The sequence below is a fragment of the Hahella chejuensis KCTC 2396 genome, assembly GCF_000012985.1.
Taxonomy (GTDB): Bacteria; Pseudomonadota; Gammaproteobacteria; order Pseudomonadales; family Oleiphilaceae; genus Hahella; species Hahella chejuensis.
Genome location: NC_007645.1, coordinates 4,733,155 through 4,758,450 on the forward strand (window position 1 = coordinate 4,733,155; position 25,296 = coordinate 4,758,450).

Annotated in this window: 22 protein-coding genes; 8 read left to right on the forward strand and 14 right to left on the reverse strand. The window is 55.7% G+C overall.

The window, feature by feature from the left end; all coding sequences use genetic code 11:
* Positions 1-44: 44 nt before the first annotated feature.
* The 6 genes from gspD to HCH_RS20695 form a co-directional block, all read right to left on the reverse strand.
* Positions 45-1,988 (reverse strand): type II secretion system secretin GspD, encoded by a 1,944-nt coding sequence (gene gspD, locus HCH_RS20670; RefSeq protein ID WP_011398376.1) that lies wholly within the window; start codon positions 1,986-1,988, stop codon positions 45-47.
* Between the two features lie 63 nt (positions 1,989-2,051).
* Entirely contained in the window at positions 2,052-2,888 is an 837-nt protein-coding gene (locus HCH_RS20675; RefSeq protein ID WP_011398377.1) for a type II secretion system protein N, read from the reverse strand.
* A gap of 6 nt (positions 2,889-2,894) precedes the next feature.
* Positions 2,895-3,644, reverse strand: coding sequence for a type II secretion system protein N (gene gspN / locus HCH_RS20680; RefSeq protein ID WP_148212637.1), 750 nt, complete (start codon positions 3,642-3,644; stop codon positions 2,895-2,897).
* 378 nt (positions 3,645-4,022) lie between these two features.
* Positions 4,023-5,672, reverse strand: a complete 1,650-nt coding sequence (gene groL, locus HCH_RS20685; RefSeq protein ID WP_011398379.1) for a chaperonin GroEL — start codon at positions 5,670-5,672, stop codon at positions 4,023-4,025.
* A 53-nt stretch (positions 5,673-5,725) separates the two neighbouring features.
* On the reverse strand, positions 5,726-6,016 hold the full coding sequence (groES, locus tag HCH_RS20690; protein WP_011398380.1) for a co-chaperone GroES: 291 nt from the start codon (positions 6,014-6,016) through the stop codon (positions 5,726-5,728).
* Between the two features lie 158 nt (positions 6,017-6,174).
* A complete protein-coding gene (locus HCH_RS20695) occupies positions 6,175-6,693 on the reverse strand; it encodes an FxsA family protein (protein ID WP_011398381.1) in 519 nt (172 codons plus the stop codon).
* Positions 6,694-7,008: 315 nt separating this feature from the next.
* Between HCH_RS20695 and HCH_RS20700 the strand changes: the two genes are divergently transcribed.
* Positions 7,009-7,770, forward strand: a complete 762-nt coding sequence (locus HCH_RS20700) for an SDR family oxidoreductase (RefSeq protein WP_011398382.1) — start codon at positions 7,009-7,011, stop codon at positions 7,768-7,770.
* A 99-nt stretch (positions 7,771-7,869) separates the two neighbouring features.
* Positions 7,870-8,190, forward strand: a complete 321-nt coding sequence (locus HCH_RS20705) for an MGMT family protein (protein ID WP_011398383.1) — start codon at positions 7,870-7,872, stop codon at positions 8,188-8,190.
* Positions 8,191-8,212: 22 nt separating this feature from the next.
* On the opposite strand, the gene HCH_RS20710 is transcribed toward HCH_RS20705, so the two are convergent.
* The gene (locus HCH_RS20710) at positions 8,213-9,793 is read right to left on the reverse strand and encodes an AmpG family muropeptide MFS transporter (RefSeq protein WP_011398384.1); all 1,581 of its coding nucleotides are present in this window, start codon (positions 9,791-9,793) and stop codon (positions 8,213-8,215) included.
* A gap of 136 nt (positions 9,794-9,929) precedes the next feature.
* Positions 9,930-10,415: a YajQ family cyclic di-GMP-binding protein gene (locus HCH_RS20715; RefSeq protein WP_011398385.1), complete on the reverse strand. Its 486-nt coding sequence runs from the start codon at positions 10,413-10,415 to the stop codon at positions 9,930-9,932.
* A gap of 520 nt (positions 10,416-10,935) precedes the next feature.
* On the opposite strand from HCH_RS20715, the gene HCH_RS20720 reads away from it, so the two are divergent.
* Positions 10,936-11,922: a response regulator gene (locus HCH_RS20720; protein ID WP_011398386.1), complete on the forward strand. Its 987-nt coding sequence runs from the start codon at positions 10,936-10,938 to the stop codon at positions 11,920-11,922.
* Between the two features lie 514 nt (positions 11,923-12,436).
* On the opposite strand, the gene HCH_RS20725 is transcribed toward HCH_RS20720, so the two are convergent.
* Genes HCH_RS20725 through HCH_RS20735 form a run of 3 tightly spaced genes read right to left on the reverse strand, consistent with a single transcriptional unit; the run spans position 12,437 to position 17,300 of the window.
* Positions 12,437-14,008, reverse strand: a complete 1,572-nt coding sequence (locus HCH_RS20725) for an FGGY-family carbohydrate kinase (RefSeq protein WP_011398388.1) — start codon at positions 14,006-14,008, stop codon at positions 12,437-12,439.
* The gene (locus tag HCH_RS20730; RefSeq protein ID WP_011398389.1) at positions 14,005-15,657 is read right to left on the reverse strand and encodes a glycerol-3-phosphate dehydrogenase/oxidase; all 1,653 of its coding nucleotides are present in this window, start codon (positions 15,655-15,657) and stop codon (positions 14,005-14,007) included. Before HCH_RS20730 ends, HCH_RS20725 begins: the two co-directional genes overlap by 4 nt.
* Positions 15,645-17,300: an FAD-binding oxidoreductase gene (locus tag HCH_RS20735; protein ID WP_011398390.1), complete on the reverse strand. Its 1,656-nt coding sequence runs from the start codon at positions 17,298-17,300 to the stop codon at positions 15,645-15,647. Before HCH_RS20735 ends, HCH_RS20730 begins: the two co-directional genes overlap by 13 nt.
* A 219-nt stretch (positions 17,301-17,519) precedes the next feature.
* Here HCH_RS20735 and HCH_RS20740 point away from each other — a divergent pair, with 219 nt between their 5' ends.
* Entirely contained in the window at positions 17,520-18,563 is a 1,044-nt protein-coding gene (locus HCH_RS20740; protein ID WP_011398391.1) for an AraC family transcriptional regulator, read from the forward strand.
* A 31-nt stretch (positions 18,564-18,594) separates the two neighbouring features.
* On the opposite strand, the gene HCH_RS20745 is transcribed toward HCH_RS20740, so the two are convergent.
* On the reverse strand, positions 18,595-19,398 hold the full coding sequence (locus tag HCH_RS20745) for a helix-turn-helix domain-containing protein (RefSeq protein WP_011398392.1): 804 nt from the start codon (positions 19,396-19,398) through the stop codon (positions 18,595-18,597).
* Between the two features lie 129 nt (positions 19,399-19,527).
* Here HCH_RS20745 and HCH_RS20750 point away from each other — a divergent pair, with 129 nt between their 5' ends.
* The 3 genes from HCH_RS20750 (at position 19,528) to HCH_RS20760 (ending at position 21,578) form a co-directional block, all read left to right on the forward strand.
* Positions 19,528-20,415 (forward strand): SMP-30/gluconolactonase/LRE family protein, encoded by an 888-nt coding sequence (locus HCH_RS20750; protein ID WP_011398393.1) that lies wholly within the window; start codon positions 19,528-19,530, stop codon positions 20,413-20,415.
* A 109-nt stretch (positions 20,416-20,524) separates the two neighbouring features.
* Entirely contained in the window at positions 20,525-21,019 is a 495-nt protein-coding gene (locus HCH_RS20755; protein WP_011398394.1) for a CesT family type III secretion system chaperone, read from the forward strand.
* 10 nt (positions 21,020-21,029) lie between these two features.
* Positions 21,030-21,578, forward strand: a complete 549-nt coding sequence (locus HCH_RS20760; protein ID WP_011398395.1) for a hypothetical protein — start codon at positions 21,030-21,032, stop codon at positions 21,576-21,578.
* Between the two features lie 2 nt (positions 21,579-21,580).
* On the opposite strand, the gene HCH_RS20765 is transcribed toward HCH_RS20760, so the two are convergent.
* A complete protein-coding gene (locus HCH_RS20765; RefSeq protein ID WP_011398396.1) occupies positions 21,581-22,783 on the reverse strand; it encodes a CaiB/BaiF CoA transferase family protein in 1,203 nt (400 codons plus the stop codon).
* 299 nt (positions 22,784-23,082) lie between these two features.
* Between HCH_RS20765 and HCH_RS20770 the strand changes: the two genes are divergently transcribed.
* Positions 23,083-24,102: an AraC family transcriptional regulator gene (locus tag HCH_RS20770; protein ID WP_041599796.1), complete on the forward strand. Its 1,020-nt coding sequence runs from the start codon at positions 23,083-23,085 to the stop codon at positions 24,100-24,102.
* On the opposite strand, the gene HCH_RS20775 is transcribed toward HCH_RS20770, so the two are convergent.
* Positions 24,093-25,145 carry a GGDEF domain-containing protein gene (locus HCH_RS20775; RefSeq protein ID WP_011398398.1) on the reverse strand — a complete coding sequence of 351 codons (1,053 nt, stop codon included), beginning with the start codon at positions 25,143-25,145 and terminating at the stop codon, positions 24,093-24,095. The genes HCH_RS20770 and HCH_RS20775 overlap by 10 nt on opposite strands.
* Positions 25,146-25,296 lie beyond the last annotated feature (151 nt).

Genomic DNA, 25,296 nt, shown 5'->3' on the forward strand with positions numbered 1-25,296 from the left:
CGTGAGGCGGCGGAATGTCCGCCGCCCTCCTTTGAGAAAAGGCATTACTGCTCGAACGCGTTCTCTTTGTATACGCTGTCCATAGAAGGCTTGATCATGTTGTCCGCATGCTTATCGCCTTTGTGGTTACGCTTGATATTGAGATTAAGCTCCCACAACTGGTCATACTTGTCCTGACTCGCCTTCTTGGCTTCTTCCTTGTTGCGCAGAATAGTCGGACGCAGAAACACGAGAAGGTTCTGCTTGTCTTTTTCGCGCTTGGTGCTGCGGAACAGCGCGCCCAGTAAAGGAATGTCGCCTAACAGCGGCACTTTGGCCTCCGATAGCTTGTAGTTTTCGCTCATCAGACCACCCAGTACGATGGTTTCAGCATTGTCCGCCAGAACGGAAGTTTTGATCTGACGCTTATTGGTGATGATGTCAGAGGCGCTTTCGTTGGATGGCGCAATAGAGGACGACTCCTGCTCAATTTCCAATCTGACCAAATCGCCATCACTGATGCTCGGCGTGACACGCAGCGTCAAACCAACATCCTGACGCTCGATAGTCGTGAACGGATTGCTGGTGCCGTCTGTGCCAGTGCCAGTCTGCCCTGTGCGGAATGGTACGTTCTGACCAACGATAATTTCGGACTGCAGATTGTCCATAGTGATAATGCTGGGGGTGGACAGCAGATTCGCCTGTCCGCTGGTGCCCAGCGCTTGAATTAATGCGCCCCAACCTTTGCGGCCTTCGGCTTCGCCAATCGCTACGGCTGCGATATCGCCGCCAATGCTTGGCGTAGAGTTGCTGGCGATCGCCGCTAATATAGCGGAGGCGGAAATACCCACGTTAGTGAAGTTAGTGACGGTCGCAGGACCAGACTTGCCAGTCAGATCTCCCGCCGCCATCTGCACGCCAAGCTGACGACTCAAGCCATCGCTGATCTCGACAATCGCCGCCTCAATCAATACTTGCGCACGACGCACGTCCAGCTGCTGAACGATAGCCTCTATTTCTTTCATCATGGAAGGTTCTGCGCGCACTACCAGCGCGTTCAATCCCTCATCAGGATAGATGCTGACTTTGCCGCCGCCAGGAGCCGCTGCCGCCCCTTCGCCTTTCGCAGGCGCAATCTCGCCCATCAGTCCTTTCAACAGCTCAGCCAGCGCTTCAGCGTCAGCGTGACGCAAATTGATAACTTTGGTCGTGCCGCTCACCGCCGCCGGCTGGTCCAGCTTGGCGATAAGAAGGCGCATTTTGTCGCGGAAGTTCTCGTCGCCTTTCAGGATCAGACGGTTGCTACGCTCGTCGGCGACAACGCTGAACTTGTTGGCGGGTCCTTTTGGCGCTCCCTTACCCAGCTCGGAAGGAGCCAGCTCTTCCAGCAGTTTCACCATGTCGCCTACCCAGGCGTCTTTCAGCTGAATGACTTCGAGTTGGTAGTTGGAAGGGCTGTCGAGCTCACTCACGATGCGCTCAATACGGGCGATGTTATTGACGTGGTCACTGATAATCAGACCATTGGCGGCGGCGACCCCGGCAAGGTGTCCATACTTGGCCACCATCGGACGTAGAATCGGCACCAGCTCAAGGGCGTTGGCGTTCTTGACCTGTATGACCCGGGTCACCAACTGCTCCTGCGGCACCGTCTTAAAAATCGAGGTGTTCTCCGCGGTCTGCTTGGCCTCGTTCTGCTGCACAATTTTGATGATTCCCTCGGAAGGAATCGCCGCGAAACCATGTACATTCAACACGGAAAGAAACATTTCGTAGACTTCATCACGCCCCATGGCGGCGTTCGACACCACTGTAACTTTGCCTTTCACCCTGGGGTCGACGACAAAGCTGTAGCCGGTGATGTCGGCGATTTGAGTAATGAAGGCGCGAATATCGGCGTCTTTAAGGTTGACCTTCCATGTCTGATCTTCGGCCCCCGCCACGCCGGAGAAAAAACCCGCAATCAACAACCAGGCAAATGTAAAGGCTCTAAAATGTTTCATGTCCATTCAACAATCTTTTTTTGATTTTCATTACTTTGAGGAAGTCGCTTAGCGCAGCGGGTAACTGGCTCAGCGTAATGGGTAACTGATAGTGAAAGTCGCCCCATCCCGTTCTATTTCCACCTCCAGCATGCCGCTTTCATACAGCTGCTGAATCATCTGTTTATCCTGCTCGATGTTGCCGAGGGTATGACCATTCACAGAGCGAATCACATCCCCTTTCTGCAGGTTCATGGCGCCCAACATAGGGTTATTGCCATCATACTGGTAGCCGGACGCTCCATCGCCGCTACTCACTGGCGCCAGACCCACCGAAGCCAGGGCTCCTCGCGGATCTTCCTCCAGTCTTTTCTGAGCGACGCTGACGAACTCTTCGGGAGAGTCAATTCCGCCGCTGTTTTTGGGTCTCGCCACCTGTTCGATAGCGCTGCCCGCAACGGTGACGGATTCGTCAAACGCCAACTTCTCCAAGGCGCCATTTCGGCTGATCAGCACATGATCAGGAAACACTGCCGACAATTTGGCTCCGCCGGGCAGCATTTCATTAATACGATAATATTCGGCCGATTTTCCCTTTTCCGCAATGATAGCGCCGGACCCACCCTCTTCACCGCCGACTACGACCCCATACAGATCCAGCCTTAACGCAGTGATTGGCGCGTCCACTTGGCTCAACGCCTTTTTGGCGGACGCATCTTCCGCCTTGCCGAATAAATTCCACGCAGGATAGTTAGCCTGCGTCGCCTGATTCTTGTTTGCATTCGCCACGCCGCCGACCGGCATGACGATAATGTCCGGGGTTCCCACCCAAACGCCCCAGGTCACCCTTGCGGCTTGCCACGCCAGCGTCACGACTATGGCGAGCAAGAGCACCCAGGTTATCTTAGTAATATGGCCTGTCAACATGGGTCGTTAAAGTATCCGTTGCTGTACCCGGAAAACAATGTCGTCAGGATTCGCCTGTTTACTCCAGGGCGCGCCCGCCAGGTCCAACAACCGTTTGCGAATTTGTATCTTCGCCGTGCCGTCCCGCGTTACCTGAGCGCTCATAACGGGTTTGTTTTCCGTGCTATCCAGTACTTCCAGGTGAATTTCCTCACCCTCCTGTTTAATCAGCCCCTGCAACGGAGGCATCGTGGCGGTCTTATTTTCCCGGCCCATCGGATAGGTAACCGGCCCGCCCGCCCACTGCGCTCGCCCTGAAGCTCGCACAGGAAGACCCGTATTGGTGTCCAGCGTCACATCCAAGCCACTGATCTTCAGCTCTCCGCTCAGATTCAGACGATGGCGGCGCAACGCCGGCGCCAGCGCCGCCAGATCCAGAGAACCGTCAGCAAGCACCCGGACCTGATCGAATCCATCCAGAGCGGCTTTGGCGTCTATATCGATTTTGTTAGCGCGAAAGTTCAGCGCCAGAGCATCGCCCATCAGCAGAAGGCCGGATGGATACACATCCCAGTCCAGCACGCCAGTGGCCCAAGAATGAGAAATCAGAGCTTTGCCTTCCCAAAGCGTGCCCTGCAGCTTCTGCACCCGCACGGGAAGTTGGTTGGCGGGAACGCCGGCCTGACGCCAAACAAACTCCACGGGCACGAGCAACACCAACCCCGCCAGATAGGTCAGGCCGCCAATAATAACCAATCCCACAATTTTTTTTATCACTTCTTTGGCCTACAACCTTCCCAATCAACCACTGAACATATGCATACGCGCAATGGACTACATTCTAATTGTTGAACCGACAAACCCTACTACGCCAAGCCTCGGCGGCCATTGTCGCTGGCCGGGCTCCGCCTCCGGGAGGTTTAAGACAACTGTCGCGAACAGCAGAATTCTTTTATCTTCGCCTCAAAATACAGGCTATAAATTTTTACATGGTAACAAAAGCATAGCAGTGTTTTCTAAAGAATATTTGCAACATTGGCAACGAGTTTGAGGTTAAACATTCTTAATAGACCTCTCCAGCCGCTCCAGGCTCTTCGCGCCATAAAAAAACCCGGCCGAAGCCGGGTTTTTCCGCGGGTGCGTTATGGGGGATGATTACATCATGCCGCCCATGCCACCCATTCCTCCCATGCCGCCCATGTCTGGCATGCCGCCTTTCTTGTCGTCTTCAGGCAGGTCGGAAACCATACACTCGGTAGTGATCATCAGACCAGCAATGGACGCAGCGGATTGCAGTGCGGTGCGGGTAACTTTCGCAGGGTCCAGAATACCCATTTCCAGCATGTCGCCGTATGCTTCAGTGCCAGCATTGTAACCGAACGCGCCTTCGCCCTGACGGACTTTGTCCACAACTACGGAAGGCTCGCCGCCAGCGTTGGCGACGATCTGACGCAGAGGCGCTTCCATCGCGCGACGCAGCAGATTGATGCCCACGTCTTGGTCAGCGTTGTCGCCAGCCAAGTCAGAAACGGCCTGCAGCGCGCGCACCAGTGCGACGCCACCACCAGGCACAACGCCCTCTTCAACCGCAGCGCGAGTTGAGTGCAGCGCGTCTTCAACGCGGGCTTTCTTCTCTTTCATTTCCACTTCAGTCGCTGCGCCAACTTTGATAACGGCTACGCCGCCAGCCAGTTTAGCGACGCGCTCTTGCAGCTTCTCACGGTCGTAATCGGAAGAAGTTTCTTCGATTTGACGACGGATTTGCGCAACGCGCGCTTCGATATCGCTCTTAGCGCCAGCGCCATCGATGATAGTGGTGTTTTCTTTGGTGACTACAACGCGCTTGGCAGTGCCCAGGTCATCCAGAGTAGCGCCTTCCAGGTTCAGGCCTACTTCTTCAGAGATTACGGTGCCGCCGGTCAGGATAGCGATATCCTGCAGCATTTCTTTACGACGATCGCCGAAGCCAGGCGCTTTAACCGCCGCAACTTTTACGATGCCGCGCATGTTGTTAACAACCAGAGTCGCCAGCGCTTCGCCTTCCAGATCTTCAGAGATCACCAGCAGAGGTTTGGAGGACTTGGCTACTGCTTCCAGTACAGGCAGCATTTCGCGGATGTTGGAGATCTTCTTGTCAACCAGCAGGATGAAAGGATCTTCCAGTTCAGCGCTCATGCTGTCCTGGTTGTTTACGAAGTAGGCGGACAGGTAGCCACGGTCGAACTGCATACCTTCAACCACGTCCAGCTCGTCTTCCAGACCACTGCCTTCTTCAACAGTGATAACGCCTTCCTTACCCACTTTTTCCATGGCTTCAGCAATGATATTGCCGATGCGCTCGTCGCTGTTGGCGGAGATAGTGCCAACCTGGGCGATGGACTTGGAGTCTTCGCAAGGACGGGAGATGTTCTTGATTTCTTTGACCGCAGCGATAACGGCTTTGTCGATGCCGCGCTTCAGGTCCATTGGGTTCATGCCCGCTGCGACAGACTTCAAGCCTTCGTTCAGGATCGCCTGAGCCAGTACAGTTGCAGTGGTGGTGCCGTCACCCGCTTCATCGTTGGTTTTGGAAGCAACTTCCTTCACCATTTGCGCGCCCATGTTTTCGAACTTGTCTTTCAGTTCGATTTCTTTAGCTACGGACACACCGTCTTTAGTGACCGTAGGCGCGCCGAAGGACTTGTCCAGAACCACGTTGCGGCCTTTCGGACCCAAAGTGACTTTAACTGCGTCGGCCAGGGTGTTAACGCCCGCCACCATGCGCTTACGCGCGGAATCGCCAAATTTAACGTCTTTAGCTGCCATAACAAAATCCCATTACTTGTTAGTTGATGACAAAAGTCTTTAGTTTCGGAGGGTTAGCCTTCGATAACGCCGAAGATGTCGCTCTCGCTCATGATCAACAGCTCTTCGCCATCAATCTTAACGGTGCTGCCGGCATACTGGCCGAAAACCACCTTGTCACCGACTTTGACCGCCAACGGACGGACATCGCCATTATCCAAAATACGGCCTTCGCCCACAGCCAGTACTTCACCCTGTGAAGGCTTTTCTGCCGCATTGCCGGGCAACACGATACCACCGGCAGTTTTGGTTTCTTCTTCCTTACGGCGCACGACAACACGTTCGTGTAACGGACGAATTTTCATTTCGTTTTTTCTCCCAGTTAGAACATTTAACTAGCTGACTTTTTGGTTTTAAACAGCAGCCGGACATCCGGGTTGGACCAGGAACGCCGAGTGCTTAAATTGTGGAGGTTTAAATGGGGCCCGGGGCGAGGATTTCAACACCCCGGCTATAATTTTTTTTAATTTTTTTCCGAGTCCTCTCGGGTGTACTCGCCTTCAATCACTTTATCCCCGCCAGCGCCTTGGCGTGGGCCGCCAGAGGGGTCTCCGCGGAAGGGACCGTCCCGTTCAGCGGTCGCCGAATAGGTCGTTTGACTATAACTGCTTCTTACTACTCGCGCACTACGCAGCAACGCCCCGCCAATACGGCCGATCAGCAACTTGCGCGTCAGCGGCGTCAACAGAACGAATCCCATGAAATCGGTCAAAAACCCTGGCGTCACCAGCATGGCGCCGCCGATCAACAGCGCAACGCCTTCCAGCATTTCTCCCGCCGGCAGCTCACCCGCCTGCATTTTCGCCTGCAGGCTGCTGAGGAGAGAAAATCCCTGCCGTCGCAGCATGGTCACACCGATAATCCCGGTGACGATAAAAATCGATACAGTAGGCCAGAAGCCAATGGCGCCGCCGACTTCTATGATCAGATAAATCTCAATGAGCGCAATAATGGGGATAAGAAAAGGTATTCTGCTTAGCATGATTCCGTCGTTACATCAGCCAGTGTTATGCAGGTGGAAATCGGTTCCTGGACCGTTTGGTGGTCGGCGAAATTACTGCCATAATACTGGCTTTACGAGCGCCTCCCGGCGCAGCCGCAAACCCTAGAACACCATATAATTCAATATAGTAAGCGGTAATTCAGCGTGGAGGAGTCCCGCCCCTGGCGGTCCGCTCCTCTCTATGAAGCGTATGTATCTTCACCTGTCGTTACTATAGATGGAGTTGTTTATTTCTATTTCAACGCGACGGACAAAGATTATTGTTTTTTCACTATCGAGAGAGTGGGACAAGTTATGCAATTGAAAGATTCTGTGGTTGTGATTACCGGTGGCGGCCAGGGCCTGGGCCGCGCCATGGCGCTGTATCTCGCCGAAAAAGGCGCCCGTCTGGCGCTGATTGATCTGTCTGAAGAGAAGCTGCAGGAAAGCGTCGCCAAGTGCGAGGAATTGGGCGCAGAAGCCAGGTACTACCTGTGCAACGTCGCCAAAGAGGCGGAGGTTGAGAGCGTTTTTTCCAAAATCGCCGAAGACTTTGGCGGCGTCGACGCCCTGATCAACAACGCCGGCATTTTGCGCGACGGCATGTTGATTAAATACAAAGACGGACAGGTCACCCATCGCATGAGTCTGGAGCAGTGGCAATCCGTCATCGACGTCAACCTGACTGGCGTTTTTCTGTGCGGTCGCGAAGCCGCCGCCAAGATGCTGGAAAGCGGCCGCAAGGGCTGCATCATCAATATTTCCAGTATTTCCCGCGCCGGTAATATCGGCCAGACCAACTACTCCGCCGCCAAAGCCGGCGTCGTGGGCATGAGCGTAAGCTGGGCGAAGGAGCTGGCGCGCTTCGGCATTCGTTGTATGGCGATTGCGCCCGGCTTTATCGAAACCGAAATGACCGGCTCCATGAAGCCTGAAGCGTTGGAGATGATGACCAAGCAGATTCCTTTGCGCCGTATGGGTCAGCCTAATGAGATAGCGCAAACCGTATGCTTCATCCTGGAAAACGACTACCTTTCCGGTCGCGTCATCGAAGTGGACGGGGCGCTGCGTATCTAGCAAAAAAGGGGCTTCGGCCCCTTGCTTATTCACCTCACCGTGAAGCAGAACTCCGCTTCTTTTCGCTAACAGTTCCACTGAACAATCAGCGTCGCGATTATGTCTGAACTCAGTCAACAGGAAAAACTGCAAGCTATCTGGTTCGTTGTCAGCCAGATTCCTCCTGGAAAAGTGGCGACCTACGGACAAGTCGCCATTCTGGCGGGATTGCCAGGCCTGTCCCGCTATGTGGGGTACGCCATGAAGCAACTTCCGGAGGGCTCCAGCATTCCCTGGCACAGAGTCATCAACAGTCAGGGGAAAATCTCTTTTCCACCGAAATCGAAGGCTTTTTTCCGCCAGCAAAGCGTATTGACGCATGAAGGCATCGAAGTTCACAACGGGCGTATTGCCCTTAAGCGCTTTCAGTGGGCGCCCTGACCTGAGCCGGCCGCCCTCCCCTTTATTTCAAAACCGCTTCCAGACGCACTCTCAAGAAGGTCAGAAAGATCAGGCTCGGCGTAATCATCAGCGTGGTGATGATAAAAAACATCACCCAGTCGCCATCGAGACTATCCACCAATGCACCGCTGTATGACGCGAGCAAGGTCCGTCCCAAGGTCCCGAGGGACGCCATCAGCGCATACTGCGCCGCCGTGAAGGCGCGGTTGCACATGACGGACAAAAACGCCACAAAGGCGACGGTGGACCAGGCGGAGGTAAAGCCGTCCACCACCACCGCCGACACCAGCATGGGCACGCTCGGCCCCACCATCGCCAGCGCTGCGAACATCAGGTTGGAGGCGGCCATGGCGATACCGCCGATCATCAGGCCTCGATATAAGCCATAGCGAATGTTGACCAGACTGCCCAATATTGAGAAGACAATGGTCACCCACCAGGTAACCGCCTTGGAATAGATGCCAATCTCTTCGTCCGTGAAGCCGACTTCTTTATAAAAAACCACCGACATCTTGCCGAGAAAGGCCTCGCCGATTTTGAACAGAAAAATAAACAACAGGATCGACGCCGCCAACTGCACGCCATTGCGGCGGAAGAACTCCGCCAAGGGTTCGATAAACGTAGTGAGCAGCCAGATCAGCGCGCGCTGATCCCAGCGACTTGCCGACCTCCCGGACGCATCCTCCACCGCCTGCGACTCCCAGCGCCATAAGGTGCGGATCATCCAGGCCAGCGCCGCCAGATCCGCCATGGCGATAAACAGGGTCAACGGCGTGGAGGCGCGCCACTCTTCCGCCAGCCCTGGCTTGCCGATAATGGACCACACCGCCAGCGCGATCATCACCATCAGGGCGACAAACATGGCGAGAGGCTTCGCTTCGCCTTTTGACCCCAACACCCGCGCATAGCGGGATTCCGCCGCCTGCTGTCCATTCTCACGGTTATTGTCCGGCTCGCTCGCCGCCAACCAGGTGAACGCCATCAACAGCACCACGACGGCGGCCATCAGCACATACATATCGGCCCAGCCCCAATCCCAGCGTCCAACCAGAATAAACGGCGCCGCGCCCAGGCCGGCGTAGCCTGTCCACCAACCGGCGGTGGCCATGGCGGACGCCGCCGACATCATCTTGCCGTCCCCTTCCGGGACCACATCAATGCGGTAGGCGTCGATGGCGATATCCTGCGTCGCCGCGAAAAACGCCAGCGCCAGGGCAATAGACTTCGCGAGCAGCAAATCATCCGCCAGATCCACCCCTGACATGGCCCAGCAACACACCGCCACCAGGGCCTGCATCATCAGCACCCAACTGCGACGCTGTCCCAGCGCGCGAGTCAGCCAGGGCAAGCGCACGCGGTCCGCCACGGGCGACCACAAAAAGTTGGTTGAGTAGGCCAGGAACACCAGACCAAAAAAACCGATATCCGTGCGCGAGTAGCCCACGTCTTTTAACCAGGCTGTGACCGCCGAGCCGATCATGACAGCGGGAAATCCACTGGAGATGCCAAATACAAAAATGGTCAACAGGCGTTTGTCGAGGTAATAGCGCACCCCGTCGCGCCAGGAGGTCGGCGTTTCCAAGTTCACAACCTTTTGTTTGCGGAAGAAATTCTGGCTCAGGATATAGTCAGGCGTGGCAAAGCTCCAGCACCCTGAAGCTTACTATGTAGTAAGAATATGCGGTGAGAAAAGGCCGGCCAAGAACCGGCCTGAAAAATCAGTCGCGGAAATTGTTGAACTGCATTGGAACATCCAGGGATTCGTCGCCGCGCAACAACTGGATGGCTTCTTGCAGATCATCCCTTTTTTTACCGGTGATGCGCACTTGGTCGCCCTGGATAGACGCCTGTACTTTCATTTTGCTTTCTTTGATCTTCTTGACGATGTCTTTCGCCACTTTCTGCTCCAGACCTTCTTTCAAGGCGTAGGAGCGCTTCACTTGCTTGCCGGATTTTTGATCTGTTGAGTCGCCCAGAACACGCAGGTCGACTTTGCGCTTGGACAGTGTGGTGTTGAGGATCAGCAGCATCTGCTCCAATTGGAACTCCTGCTCCGCCGCCATTTCCACCGACTTTTCAGACAGGGTGAATGAAGCCTCGACGCCCCGGAAGTCATACCGCATTTCCAGTTCCCGATTGGCCTGGTCCACCGAATTGGTGAGTTCGTGACGGTCTATTTCTGAAACAATATCAAACGAAGGCATTCAATTCTCCAAATAGTCATTAACGTTTGCGCCCATCATACCCGCCCACGCGATAAAGGTCGCGCCTGGCGAGCGTCTTTCGTCGACTCCGCGACGAATACGAACTCTCATCAGCATTCCTGGCCGGAATACTAACAATCAGTATTCACGGCGAGCCCGCCGAGGCCATCCTGACGCAGCTGAACTCAAAACTGTAAAAACAACCTTACACTTGGCTCAATCGCCAAGATCCGCCATGTGTCCGATAGCAATAAACTACAAGCCGTTTATTATAACTCGCACGAAAAATGCAGCTATACTTCTGACAACTTAGTTATTTCGAATAAAGTCTTGCAAGAACGCACGTCCGGACCCATCGCCCAGGCCTGACGGCGGGGCAAGCCCGGGCCGATTATCGCGGCCGGTTACGAAAGTTCTCACTTCATTCAATCCATCCCGGCAATCCCATCCGCCGGAGCGTTTATTGAACTATCGAGAATTTTTAAATGTATAACCAAAAAGGTTGAACTGGACTTATTCCATGCCGAATCTAGATTTATCCATCCTTGTGGTCGACGACGCCAAATTCAGCAGCGCCATGATCGCCAAGACATTGAGAAACTCCGGTTATCACGATGTGCGCATCGCCCACAACGCCCCCTCCGCTCTGCAAATGCTTGAAGAACGCCCTGTCAGCGTATTGATCGCTGACTGGCTGATGCCCGAAATGGATGGGTTGGAATTGACGGCCAAGGTTCGGCAACTTGACGAAGCCAGCAATCACTTTACCTACATCATTCTGCTGACCGCCAAAGAAGGCGTGGAAGCGCTGGCCGAGGCCTTTGATCGCGGCGTCGACGACTTTGTTTATAAGTCAGAGATGAACAAGCAATTGCTGCCCCGCGTGTTCGCCGCAGACCGTCTTTCCGATATGCAGAACACCCTGCTGGTGGCCAATCAGCTGTTAATGGATAACATCAAAGAACTGCAGGAACGCAATGTGCTGGATCTGGCGACAGGTCTGGGCAATCAGGTGCTGGCCCGCGAACGGCTCACCGATACACTGCGCCAGATGGAATCCCGCGGCGGCGCTGCAAGCTATCTGTTGCTGGGCATCAAGAACTGGCAGACCATCAAAAAGCACTTCAACCCGGCCATTCTTGAAGAGATCGCCAACGGCGTGTCCCGCCGCCTGCGCCACCTGACCCGACCTTTGGATACGGTCTGTCGCATCTCCGAGAATCAGTTCGCGGTCATTGGCCAGTTTTCCAGCCTCGAACAGTGCACCACCAGCTGTTATCGCCGCATTCACGACGGCATTAACTTGAAGGCGTTCAAAACCACCGCTGGCTTCGTTTCCGTTCAGGCGGGCACCAGCGTGTGCGCCATCGACGGCAGCACCACCACGCCAAAGGCTCAGCAAGTGGAGAAAGTCGCCTTGCGCCGCCTGCAATACGCCTACGAAACAGCCACCATCGCTCTGGCCCTGTGGCCGGAAGTCAGCGACGAAATCAAAGACTCGGAATAATCACGCCTCGCGCTGTCCACCCTGAAATAATTCGGGGCCGCACATCAAAAAAGCCGGGACAACTTTCCCGGCTTTTTTATGCCTGCTCGACAATCTTTATCACATCGCTTCGAAACTGCCAGAAAACCACTCTTTACGTAACCCCCTTATTCCAATCGGGCTATAAACTTAAAGCCCTTTCTGGCCCGGCATAACAAATACTTACGTCAATAACAGAAATGTTTCAGCAACCGCTCCGTTATATTCTTTTGTTACAAAAGCAAAACAACCCATTACTCAAACACAACTGAGATTCGAGCTGGCGGACACTAAGATTAAATCGTGGATTTGAGTAGTATCCCCCACTTAGAGCAGGGGGGTTAAGTTGTACCCCCTGCTTCTTTTGGGATTCAAATCTCCAGGTTTCCTTGCCTTTTTGTTTCATTTTTATCCTTAGCAGGTTTCTTTGGGGTGACGCAGTTTGTCGCCCCTTTTTGTTTATAGCCTCCTGTTTTCAACCCAGCCTCATCGCACTCTATCCCGGATAGCCCGTTATCTCTCTGATCGACTGATAGAGAGGCTGCAACTGTCGGTACATCTTCAAGTACACCTCGGAATACAGGCGCTCATATACGCTCACCACCTCAGGCCGCGGTTGAAAGGTTTTCCCCACCCGGGTCATGGCGGCGATGGCGGAATCAAAATCCTGATGCACGCCCAGCCCGACCATTGCGTCAATGGCGGCGCCCAGCGCCGATGTTTCATAAGTATGAGGACGCTCCACCGGGAGATTGAAGATATCCGCCGTCAATTGCAGGGCGGCGTCGCTCTGCGAACCGCCGCCGGATACCCGTAACACGCGCATTTTGACGCCTGACTTCTTCTCGATTTTTTCCCGCCCTTCCCGCAGCGCGTACGCCAGCCCTTCCAAAATGGCGCGATACATATGAGCGCGGGTATGCACGTCGCCAAAACCGATAATCGCTCCTTTCGCCTCCGGCCCAGGGCTGCGCACGCCGGGGGACCAATAGGGCTGTAAAGTCAGCCCCATAGAACCCGGTGGGACGGCGTCGACCAGTTCGTCAAACAATTGCTCTGGCTCAATGCCTCGTTCTTTCGCCACGCCTTCCTCGCGCAGACCAAACTCCTTCTTGAACCAGCTCACCATCCAAAAACCCCGGTAAATCATCACTTCCGTGCAATAGCGTCCTGGGATGGCGGAAGGATACGGCGGCATATATGGAATGGCTTCCACGTACTTGACGTTGGTGGCGTTGATAGTGGCGGTGGTGCCGTAGCTCATGCAGCCGATATGAGGAGCGGAGCCGCCCGAGCCGATAATCTCGCAGGCTTTGTCGGACGCTGCGGCGATAACAGGCAAGCCAGCGGGCAACCCCAGCCAGGCTGCGGCGTCAGCAGCCAATGTTCCTACTGACTGCCCCGGCTCCACCAAATCAGGTAACTGCTCCGGGCGCACAGGCATAGCTCGCCACTTCCAATCTCGCGCCGGCGCCCAGCGTAGCTTTTTATAGTCGAAGGGTATGTATCCCACCTGACTTCCGATGGAATCCACATAATTTCCGGTAAGACGAAAGTTCAGATAGCCAGACAGCAGAAGAAACTTGTGCGTGCGCCGCCAGAGATCCGGTTGCTGCTGCGCCAGCCAGTTGGCCTGGGTCTTTTCCCGGAAACGCTTGACCGTATCCTCCACCCTGGCGACTTTGAATAGCAGATCCCAGACGCCGCCCAGCTTATCCTCCGCCAGCGCATGACGCTGGTCCAGCCAGATGATGGCGGGACGCAGAGGCGTTCCTTCCCGGTCGACGCAGATCACCGTACCGCGTTGCGTGGTCACTGTGACCGCAGCCACTTGCTCGGGCTGCACAGGGCTGTCGCGCCACATCGCGCGGCAGGCGTCGCCCAGCGCCTCCCAGTAATATTCGGGGCGCTGCTCCGCCCAGCCCGGCTGCTCGGAGAAGTAGGGCTCGATGGGTTGTTTGCCTTTAGCAACCACATTGCCAAGGTCGTCGATCAACAGGGCGCGCACGCTCTGAGTGCCGTTATCGATGGCCATTACGTAGGTGCGGGCGGATGCGACCGTGGTCATGCCCCGCTCTCCTCAGTCTTGCGCTGCGTCCGCGCCGCATCATCACTCGTCGTCACCCCTGGTACGCCAAAGTGGCGCTGAAACAGATTCCGATAACGATTCGCCTCATCACGCCAAACCGCATCGGACCATCCCAGGTAGCGCTGGCAACGCCGTCCCACCTCATCGAGCATGGCTTCCGCTCCGTTTGGCGCCAGCAGGCCCAGGCGGGTGCGCCGCAACATCAGGTCGTCCAGATGAACTACGGATTCGTTTTGCAGCGCGTGATCAATCTCTCCCCAGAGCAAATTGGTTCCGGTGATGGGCCGCAGGCGCTCTTTGTCCTTTTCCAGCATGCACGCCCCAGCGGCGCCGTAGCGTCCGCACAGACGCCGGTATGCCGACGCCGATACGCCACAATCGGGACTGTAAGGCGGCGCGCCACTGGCGAATACCCGGGCGTCCGAAGCATTGAACGCCACGCCATCAAGATAGCGGGCGGCTTCTTGCAGCACATCCAGCGCAATCAACCTGAAGGTGGTCAACTTGCCGCCAGCGACGGAAATCAGCCCATTATCATTCCAGATCGAATGTTCGCGCTTTTCCTTGGAGGGGTCCGCCGCGCCACTGGATACGACGGGGCGAATGCCGGAGTAAGTACACATGACTTCCTCCGGCTGCAATCGCAGGGACGGAAACATATGGTTCACGCCGCGCATCAAGTAATCCATTTCGGCGACGCTGATGCTGACATCCTGCTCCATGTCCTGCGTATGATCGAGGTCCGTGGTGCCCACTACAGTGACGCCTTCCCAGGGAAACGCGAAAACGGGACGCTTATCTTCCGGGTGAAATCCACTCACCGCGTAGGCGACCGGCAGCCGCCAGTGAGGCAAGACCAGATGACTGCCGCGCAGTGGGCGTATTTGCGCGTCGACGCCTTCCTGCATGCGCAGTTGATCCGACCAGGCGCCAGTGGCGTTCACCACGACCCGCGCACGCACTTCACAATTGCGATCAGCAATGGCGTCATGCAGCACCACGCCATGCAGACGTCCATTGACGCGCACAATTTCTCTGGCGCCGCAGTAATTCACCGCCACGCCGCCTTCCGCCACGCCCTGGCGCAGGATTTTCAACACCAGACGGGCGTCGTCAGTCACTGCGTCGCCAAAGCGACTGAGACTGCGCAGTCCCTCGGCGTTTATGCCCGGGGCCAGATAGGCAGCCTGTTCCGGCGCAAAGGCTTCGTGATTACGCGCGCCCGCCATACGGTCGTACACGTCCAGCACCCGCTGAAAAATAAAACCCGGGGGGAATTCGCCGCGATAATGCCCCATCAAAAAGTTCAACGGCTCCACCAGCCCTGGCGCTTCCTCCAACAGACGTTGACGCTCGCGTACAGAGTGACGGGTCAGCGAAAGCTGCCCCGAGGCGAGATAACGCAGCCCCCCATGCACCATTTTCGAAGACTTGCTGGAAGCGCCCCAGGCGAAGTCGCGCTTTTCCACCAGCAGCGCCTTCAGGCCGTATCTCACCGCTTCCCGCAGTACGCCGGCGCCAGTCACTCCGCCGCCGACAATCACCAGATCCCAGACGTGCTTGCCGGACTCCAGCATGTCCCAGAGTTTTTCCCGCTGTTGTGGCCGCCAGTAATTCAGGTTGTCCATGCGTCACCCCGTTTGACGGACTTTTTTACGGTCGCCTGCGGCGGCTCCACGCTGGCTATCAGGGTTCCCGGGTTCATCAGCTGTTGCGGATCGAATTCCCGACATAACGCCGCGATCGCACACATGCCCAGCTCGCCTTTCTCCACTGGCAGGTAGGGCGCATGATCTTTGCCCACGCCGTGCTGGTGACTAATGGTGCCGCGATTATTGACAATAATGTCGGAAGTAGACGTTTTCATGCGCCGCCAACGCGCCAACGTCTCCTCATAAGTGACGCCGGACTTAAACACGTAGGTGGTGTATATGGAGCATCCCTGTCCGTAAAAGTGCGAAAGGTGAGTAAACACATGCACCCGCTCCCCTTCAGGCTCCAGACCTGCCCGTAGATTGGCTTCGACTTTGTTGAGCAGGTGATCGACATTGTCCCAGTCAGTGGCGGTTTCCAGAGTGTCCACCACATAACCGTCGCGCCATAACGCCTCACGGAGATAGGGCATGAGAAAACGTTTCTGCGCCCATTTACGTCCCAGCAAAGTACCCGTGTTGACGCCCCGATGCTGCTTTATAAGCGCGTTGAATTGACGTTTGGCGGCGCGGCACTGATCTGCGCTCCCGGTCACCCCTACCGTCATCATGCATTTGCCTTCGCTGGCGCCCCGCCATTTCAGATAACGCTCCAGCCATTCGATTTGCCTGGGGTGTCCCGCCAGCGCCAATTGGGTTTCCGTCTCCACCGCATTGCTGACTCGCAGCATGGATAGCTGCGTTTTGCCCTGAACCAGCTCGCGGGCGGCGGTTTTAGCCTGAGTCCAGGAAGGGAACACGATGACGTAGAAATCTTCTTTTTCCGCCAGGGGCGTCACCCGCACTTTCACTTCCGTGAGCACGCCCATGCGCCCTTCCGAGCCGAGGATAATTTCACGAATATCCGGCCCTGCCGACGAAGCGGGAAAAGTGGGGATATACAGCGTTCCTCGCGGCGTCTCGACGCGACCGCCGGCAAAGAGTTGCTCGATACGGCCATAGCGCAGGGACTGCTGGCCGCTGGAGCGGCTGGCGACCCACCCTCCCACCGTGGAGAGTTCAAAAGATTGGGGGAAATGTCCGAGGGTGTAGCCCCGCGCCCGCAATTGCGCCTCCAGATGCGGGCCTGGCGTCCCAGCGCCAAAAGTGGCGAGCTGACTCTCTTCATCCAGCTCCAACAGACTGTTCATGCGCCCCATATCCATCGTCAGGATAGGCATGTCCGAGTCAAACGGGTTGATGTGTCCCGCCACGCTGGTGCCGCCGCCGTAGGGAATCACCACGATGTCCCGCTCCAGACAAAAGTCCAGCAGTTCGCGCACGTCCTCAGAGCTTTCAGGAAAGGCCACGCCGTCTGGGAAATATTGGAAGTCGCCGCTGCGCATGGCCAGCCAGTCCGGCAGACTTTGTCCGCGCGCATGCCTGACGCGCGCCTCAGCGTCAGTCGTGATCAATGGGTGCGCAGGCAGGCGCGACGGCGGCGTTCGCGCCAGCACGCTCTCCAGCGAAGCGTCAGCGAGCGCCTTCGCCTTACCAACGCGCTCATGCAGAAAACCAACGCCGCCCGGCGGCAGCTCCATCCCATTATTTTCGTCGCCCCAGCCATTCCAACGCCGCATACCTGTCTCCCGGTGTGAACCTGTTTCTTTCGCTGTCTGCGTCCGTCGATAACAGCGTCACCGCTGCAGCGGACCCCCAGCCCTATGGTCTGTCGCCATTTCGGGCCTGTTCTCTGCGGCATATACTAATTAAAATCCGTCGTCAGTCACTGTCGGATTAAGACAGCCCCGGTATCATTTGGCGACAAGCGTCAATAAACGTTGTAATAGACATAAAAAATGAACGCCAACCAGCATTTGGGATTCGCCTCCGTTCCCGCCGTTAATCAGTATCTGCGCTTCGCCGCCGACTCCGGTCTGGACTGCGGCCGCGCCCTCGCCGCCGCCGGCGTGGACCCGGTCATCCTGCAAGGCGGACAGAATCAACGTATCAATGGCGATCAATTTCAGTCTTTGTTGCGCGATCTGGCGCAGCAGGCCCAAGACCCTTTATTGGGATTGAAAAGCGGAAATTATGTGCAACCCGGCTCCTATAGCGTACTGGGCTATATCGTCATGAGTTGCAGCACGTTGCGGGAGGCGGTGGAGCGCATCATTCCATTTGAAAAGCTGGTTGGCGACATGGGCGTCACCAGCCTGACGCAAGAGGGCGCGCGAACGCTGATACGCTGGGACTGCGCTTACCCTGACCCGGATGTGCGCCCGCATATGATCGCCAATGTGCTGGCGTCCTGGGTCAATTTCGCCCGCTGGCTGGCCAATGCGGACAGCGCTGCGCCGTTGCAGGTTTTATTTGAGCATCCATCTCCCGGACCTGAGTTCGAACCCGTCTATCAGCGCGCTTTCCAATGTGAGGTCATCTTCGACAGCCCGGTGAGCGGGCTGGTAGTGAACGACGCGCTGTTGGACACGCCTTTGCGCCAGCCGGACCTTCTGCTGCGGCAAACGTTGGAAAGCCACGCCAGCGCCCAGATCAAAACCCTGGATGAAGAGGACCTGAGCTTATTGACCCGGGTGAAAAACACTATTCGTCACCAATTGCGCCATGGCGTCAGCCGTCAGGACATGGTGGCGGAACGACTTGGCGTCACCGCCCGCACGCTGCAGAGGCGATTAAGCGAATACCATAGCAGCTACCAGCTGTTGCTCGACGAGGTGCGTCTGGAAATGGCGCAGGATATGTTGACCCATTCAGACGTCCCTATTCCGGATATCGCCCGCCAGCTGGGTTTTGCGGAAGTGCGCTCTTTTCATCGCAGTTTTAAGAACCATACGGGGGTGACGCCTGGCGAGTTTCGCGACAACGCCGGCGCGCCAACCTGATTACGCCGACCGAAGCCCCGACTGAATCCGCTTAGGCGTCCTGCTTCGATAAAGCGTTCAACGCATCCTCAGGATTGACCTCCAACTGCGCAAACCAGTCAAAGGGGCTCAGACACAGCGTCCATTTTACCGGGACCAGCTGATCCGTCGGCAGCAGTCGTTCATCCTGATAGGCGCTACGGCGCACCTGCCGGATCAGTTCTTCCATCTCCCGTCGCCAACGCTGCAGGGTGCTTTGGGAAACGCGCCGAAAGCCGCTGTCAAACAACCGGTCATCCTGCTCATACTCGTCCAGCACCTGGGACAGGAAGCGGCTGTTCATACCTTTAATATGCTCATGCAACGCCCCGCCCAGAGGAAAACTCAAATGCCCCTCCACTCGCAGCCGAATCTCCAGGCCCTGCTTGATATCCAGAAATCGCCAGACTTCCAGCGCGCGCAAAAATGCGTACATCTGCGCCTCCGATAAACGATGGCGAGTCTGAATATCAGTGACGCTATAACCCTGGGTGAGCAGGAACAGTATATTGAAATGACTGATATGGGAGGCCAGAAAACCTTCCTGTTCCGGGGTGATCCGGGTCAGCGGCTCCTGACGATGGCGCGCCACCAGCATCAGATCCAGCAATGAGACGCCAATCGCCTCACAGATTTTTTCCAGTCTGCTCAGTGCGCAATCCTGGTCGCGAAAAAGCCGCTTAACGCTCTGCTCGGATACGCCTAATTTTTCCGCGATGTCGCGATAGGTGAGCCCTTTGGCTTTCAACGCGGTTTTTAGCACGGCGATCAGTTCTGATCGGTCGCTCCCCTGATTAACGGCCTGCTCTTGCTTCATGTGTCGCCTTCAATGAACAAAAGGTACATATAATGTCACTTTATTATTGATAGTTTTAGAAAAGATCCATAAAAACATAACCTGATCGCATTCAAACGACAACCTAATTGTTCATCCTCAGGAGATGCCATGCACGCTCGACTTATCAGCCTACTCGCACTCGCCGCCCTGCCCGCACTCGCGTCAGCGGAGACCGCAACCCCCACACAACCCGCTCTCCAAAACGTCTGGACCGCCTCAGGATTCGACCAGCCGGAGTCGGCGATTTATGATCGCAAACGTCATCAGATTCTGTTGTCCAGCATGAATGGTGGGGCTGACGCCGCCAATGGACTGGGTTATATCTCTGTACTGACAGAGGACGGGGACATTGTGAAAAAGCACTGGGTGCAAGGCCTGAATGCGCCCAAGGGCTTGGGCGTCTATGGCGACCACCTTTATGTGGCGGACCTGACCCGCGTTCTGGATATCGATATTCCTACAGGAAAGGTTTTACACACTTATGATGCGCCAGAAGCTAAATTTCTCAATGATGTGACGGTTGCGGACAACGGCGACGTCTATATCTCCGACCTTTTGGCGCAGCGTATTTACCGCTTGCATCAAGGCGCCCTGGAAATCTGGCTAAGCTCTGCAGAACTGAATTTCCCCAATGGTCTGTGGGCGCAGCGTGATCGCCTGCTGGTGGCAGCCTGGGGGCAGGATCTGCAGGCTGACTTCAGCACACGCATCCCCGGCCGCCTCAAACAGGTTCAGTTATCCGACAAACGCATTAGCGATTTGATTGACGACCAGCCGCTTGGCAACCTGGACGGCGTGACCGACGATGGCGCAAGCGGCCTGCTGGCGACGGATTTCATGCGCGGTCGTCTATTCCATTTCAACTCTTTGAACACAGCTCCGGCGGAATTCGAACTTCCCCCCGGCAGCGCCGACCTGGACTACATTCCAGAACAAAAACTGGTGCTGATGCCGCTCATGTGGAAAGGCGAACTGGCGGCCTATCGACTGCCTTAAGCCTCATTTCCCTTCCATCTGGTTGCGTAAGGGCTAAAAACCCTGCGCAACTTTACTTCAGAAAGCGTTACCCAATGCAGACAAACAGTCAGTATGAGGGAACGTAAAAGTGGTAGACCAAACCGGCCAAACTAAAATTAACTCTTTCCTGCGCCAATTGGGCCAGGATTACAATCTGCCGTTTATGAAGCTCGACGAGAACGGCGTCTGCTCCCTTTCCGTAGATGGCCACCTTTATTCCATTGTTCAAACCCACGACAGCCCCTGGCTGCTATTGCATGCAGATTTTGGCCATGCGCCCAGTGCGGAAGCAAGCAAAGCCGCCCTGCTGGAGAAACTGCTTGAGTGGAATTTCCTGGGGAAAAGCACTCGTGGCGCCACCCTTTCCCTTAACCCGGACAGCCATCGTCTTACGTTCCATATGCAATATCTGACCGAACAGGTTAACGAGGCGGTTCAGTTAAATAACTTACTGGATTTCTTTATTGAAAGCGCCACCCAAACCCGCGAGCAGTTAGTGGACGCCATCGGCTCTGGCCATAAAGCGCCGAGCGCGTCGACGACCGCTCAGCCGGCACATCCAAGTAGCTTTATGCGAGTATAGGAGTCGTCAGATGACCAATATCCATGGCGTATCATCCGCCAATCAAGTGCAATCAACCCAACAACCCAATTCGACCAATCCATCGTCGAGCCTGAACCATGCCTCGCCCTCTAACGACAGTGGGCGACTTGGCGGCTCTGATCTGGGAGGAGGCTCTTCCTCTCACCCAACGGGTTCGTCAGACGGCCGGGCTTATCTCGCGTCCAGCACCGAAAGCGCCCAAACCTTCTATGGGCAGGCGGTCAACGGGGTAAACGGTTTCCTGCAGCAAAACGGCGTGCCATTGCCTAGCGATCAGGCGCAGAGCATCGCCCATAACGTGTCAGAGCATGAGAGAGGCGCATTGTCCCAAGGCGAAGCCCACATGCGGGAAGCCAGAGTGTTCGCTGGCAGCGCCGTACAATACGCGGCCCAGGGCGATTTCAAAAATGCTGCAATCAATGGCGCTGGCGCAGTAGCCAACACTGTGGGCGCAGGCATCGTGGCGCCGGTAACGGACCAATCTGAGGCAGGCAAAAAGTTAGAAGAATTTAATAACGCCGTCAGCGGCACATTCTAACTTTAGTTGAACCGTTTTTTCGGCGATGAGGAACCCCCCTGTTCCATCAGGGCGTCTATCTCAGCGTCGTTAAAACCCAACTCCGTCAATACTTCCTGGCTGTGTTGGCCCAATGCGGCGCCAGCGCGGCCAGGAACAAAGGCGTCTCCCTCAAATTTGATAGGGGACGCCAACTGTTTGCGACTCACGCCATCATCATCAGACACCTGACAAAACATGTCTCTCGCCTTGAAGTGAGGATGGTTTTCCGCTTCAGACAGACTCAAAACCGGCTCCACGCAGGCGTCCACTGACGCGAAAACCTGCCGCCATTCCGCCAGCGTTTTACCCAGGAAAATTTCCGTTAACTTTTGCTTGCTGGCTTGCCGATCCAATTCCCGAGGGCTCAGCATCAGCGGCAGCATGTGAGGAACGTCCAAAGCGCGGCAAAGCGCCTCGGCGAATTGCGGCTCCAGAGCGCCCACAGAAAGGTAGCGCCCATCCTGGGTGCGGTAATAGTCGTAGCAGCCTCCGCCGTTGAGGATTTCCTTCTCCAGCTGCGGGTCTTCCCCGGTCGCCAGATAGCCCGCCATCGCCATATGGTTCATCGCCAGGGCCGCGTCGCTCATGGAGATATCAATACGCCGCCCCTCCCCGTTCAGTTGACGCTGCACGACCGCAGCCAGTATCCCCATTACGGCATGATGGGAGCCTCCCGCCACATCAGCGGCCTGAACGCCAAACGGAGAAGGGCCGCTTTCCGCTCTGCCGCTGTAGGAACTGACGCCAGCCAACGCCAGATAATTGATATCGTGACCTGGCCGGTCCCTGTAGGGCCCACTTTGTCCGTACCCGGTGATGGAGCAATAGATCACTCGGGGATTGATCGCCCTCAGGGTTTCATAGTCCAACCCCAATCGTTGCATTACTCCCGGCCGGAACTGCTCCACCAGAATGTCGTACTCAAGAATCAGCTTTTTGACGATATCAACGGCCTGCGGCTGTTTCAGGTCCAGAGTCAGAGAGCGCTTTCCCCGGTTCAGATAAGCATGGCTGGCGGATACCTCGCCCACCATCGGCGGTACGACTCTCAGCAGATCCGTGCGCGTGGGCGATTCGATTCGCAAAACCTGAGCCCCCATATCCGCCAGCATCATGGTGGCGCAGGGACCGGGCAATAGCGTGGAGAAGTCGAGTATTTTCAGGGAGGATAAGGGCGCAGACATATTATAAAGAAACCACCGTTTTACTTTTTTAATCAGGCAGACAAATAGTTTCCTTCTATTTGTCTGATTATTAACTCGACAACGCCCGGATAGCCGGACGCGTCACGTCAGCCACCTCCATTATCATGCCCTTTGATCAGACGCCAATGGGATTCCGCGCCAAAACCATTGGCGAAATCATCCTTGATCATGACAGGCAATTAGTTAAGACTGAGCAAATCAGAGTTTCTATAGATTCCAATGGGTTAGAGCCCCACAAGGGCATGACGAACAGTATTCTCCGCCGGTATACCCAAAACATGGCAAAACTTACGGTTTCCAGTCATTTTGTTCGCGCTGCGCTCAGCGGCGCGGAAAGACAAGGCAAGGACGTTGCCGAACTATTGCGCTGCGCAGGCATCCCTCTGCAGGCGTACCAGAATCCGCGCAGTCGTGTGGGCGGTCCGCAGTACACCAAATTGATGCAATGCATCTGGAAGGTTCTGCAGGACGAATTCATGGGATTGACGGACACCGTCTGCAAAACCGGAACCTTCGCCACCATGTGTTATCTGGTGGTGCACTGCAATAACCTGGAAAGCGTGCTGCGTCGCGGCCGCATCTTTTATTCTCTGTTCGAAAAGCCAGTGACCTTGAAACTGGAAGTACATGGGGATCAGGCAGTGCTTATCGTCGACGCCGAGGCGACTTTTCATGATCCTTACCACTTCTTTCAGGAAAGTCTTTTGGTGATCTGGCACCGACTCGCCTGCTGGTTGACCGGACAGCGGGTGGCACTGGACGAAGCGCGCTTCAATTATCCTGAACCGGAGCACTCCAGCGAGTATCGTCATTTGTTCTATTGCCCACTGCAATTCAATCAACCGGACACACGCATTTACTTTCATAAACGCTATCTGCAATTGCCAGTGATTCAGGACGAGCCCTCTCTCAAGGAGTTTTTGAAAACCTCCCCCGCCGATTTGCTGGCTCGACCGGACGACAGCAATACCTACACGTCGAAAATCCGCGCACTGGTGGGGCGCGATCTCAGCCAGCAAATGCCGGATTTTGAGTTCATCGCCTCCCAGATCAATGTCAGTCCGCAGACCCTAAGGCGGCGCCTGAAAGAGGAAAACACGTCGTTTCAGGAGATTAAGGACAATATGCGACGAGACGCGGCGATTTATTATCTTTCGCGCCGGGAAATGTCCATCAACGAGATTGCCTTCAAAGTAGGATTCACCGAACCCAGCACTTTTCATCGGGCCTTCAAGAAATGGACGGGGGTAACGCCGGGGGATTACCGGGAAAGCGTGCTACGAGAGCGTCAGCACTGATCCTGAGACGACAGGCGCGTCGCGGCGCTGGGCTTACGCTTTTTCTTTTCATACAAGCGCTTGTCCGCCAGCTTCAACAGCGATCGAGCGCTTCCCGTCCCGATTTGACTGGTGGACGCCACGCCAATGCTTACTTTGACGGGAATGCGCATATCGTCAATAACCAATGGATTGGCGTAGAGATAGTCGCATAGCCGCTCAGCAATTTGCTCTGCGCCCTCCTGATCCTGATCGGGCAGCAGCACCACAAACTCATCGCCGGCGAAGCGAAACGCCTGATCGGACTTACGCAGCATCGCACACAGGCCCTCGGCGACATGTTTCAGATATTCGTCGCCCACATCATGGCCGTAAGCGTCGTTGACCAGCTTAAAGTCATCGCAATCAATAAACGCCAGCGCCAATGGCTGATCATTACGCCCTGCTCTACTGATCTCCACCTCCAATGCGTCTTCCATTTCCCGGCGATTGCGCAATTGCGTCAGCGGATCGCGGGTGGCGAGATCGGCGATTTTCTCCCGCGCCACCACAGAGCTCAGACATAGCGACGCCTTGACGCTCAGCTGACGCAAAAAGAAGCATTCTTTATCGGCGCGATAACGCTCCTGATCGTCGGCCGCCAGATTCAGGCTTCCCGCCAAACGTCCTTCAAGAATCAACGGCAGTATCGCGATGGAGCGGATCTGAGTGCGAATCTCCGGCGGCGTCATGAAGAAAAAACGATACAGGTTAGCGTGATCCACTAATGGCTCACGCGCGCCTTTCGTCGCCGCCAGATACTCAACGGAAGGCGCGCTGACCCACTTCCCCGCCAACTCCGGCGAGGCTTTTAGCGTTTTTATCAAAGATTCTGTGTGAGCGCTTTCGACCGTGGCGTACCAGACATGCTTGACGCCGAATTTGTCTTGCACGGTTTGCAGCAGGTGTTCAAGAAACGGCTGCACCTTGGCGACATTGAGCATCGCAACCTCAATATCGAACAGGTTACGCGCAATTTCTTCATTCTTGCGCGCCCGGGCGAACAATTCTTCCAGGGAATCCATCGAAGTGCTGACTCACTCTCTCAAATGCCTTTTCGGGCTGTTTCTTGATGTCGCCGCTTTATTATTCGCCCCCTTCTCTAAGCGCCAGAGAGAAACGCTGGAGCAGCCGCCATCGATGCGGACGGACAGTTCAACTTACAAATACAAGCAC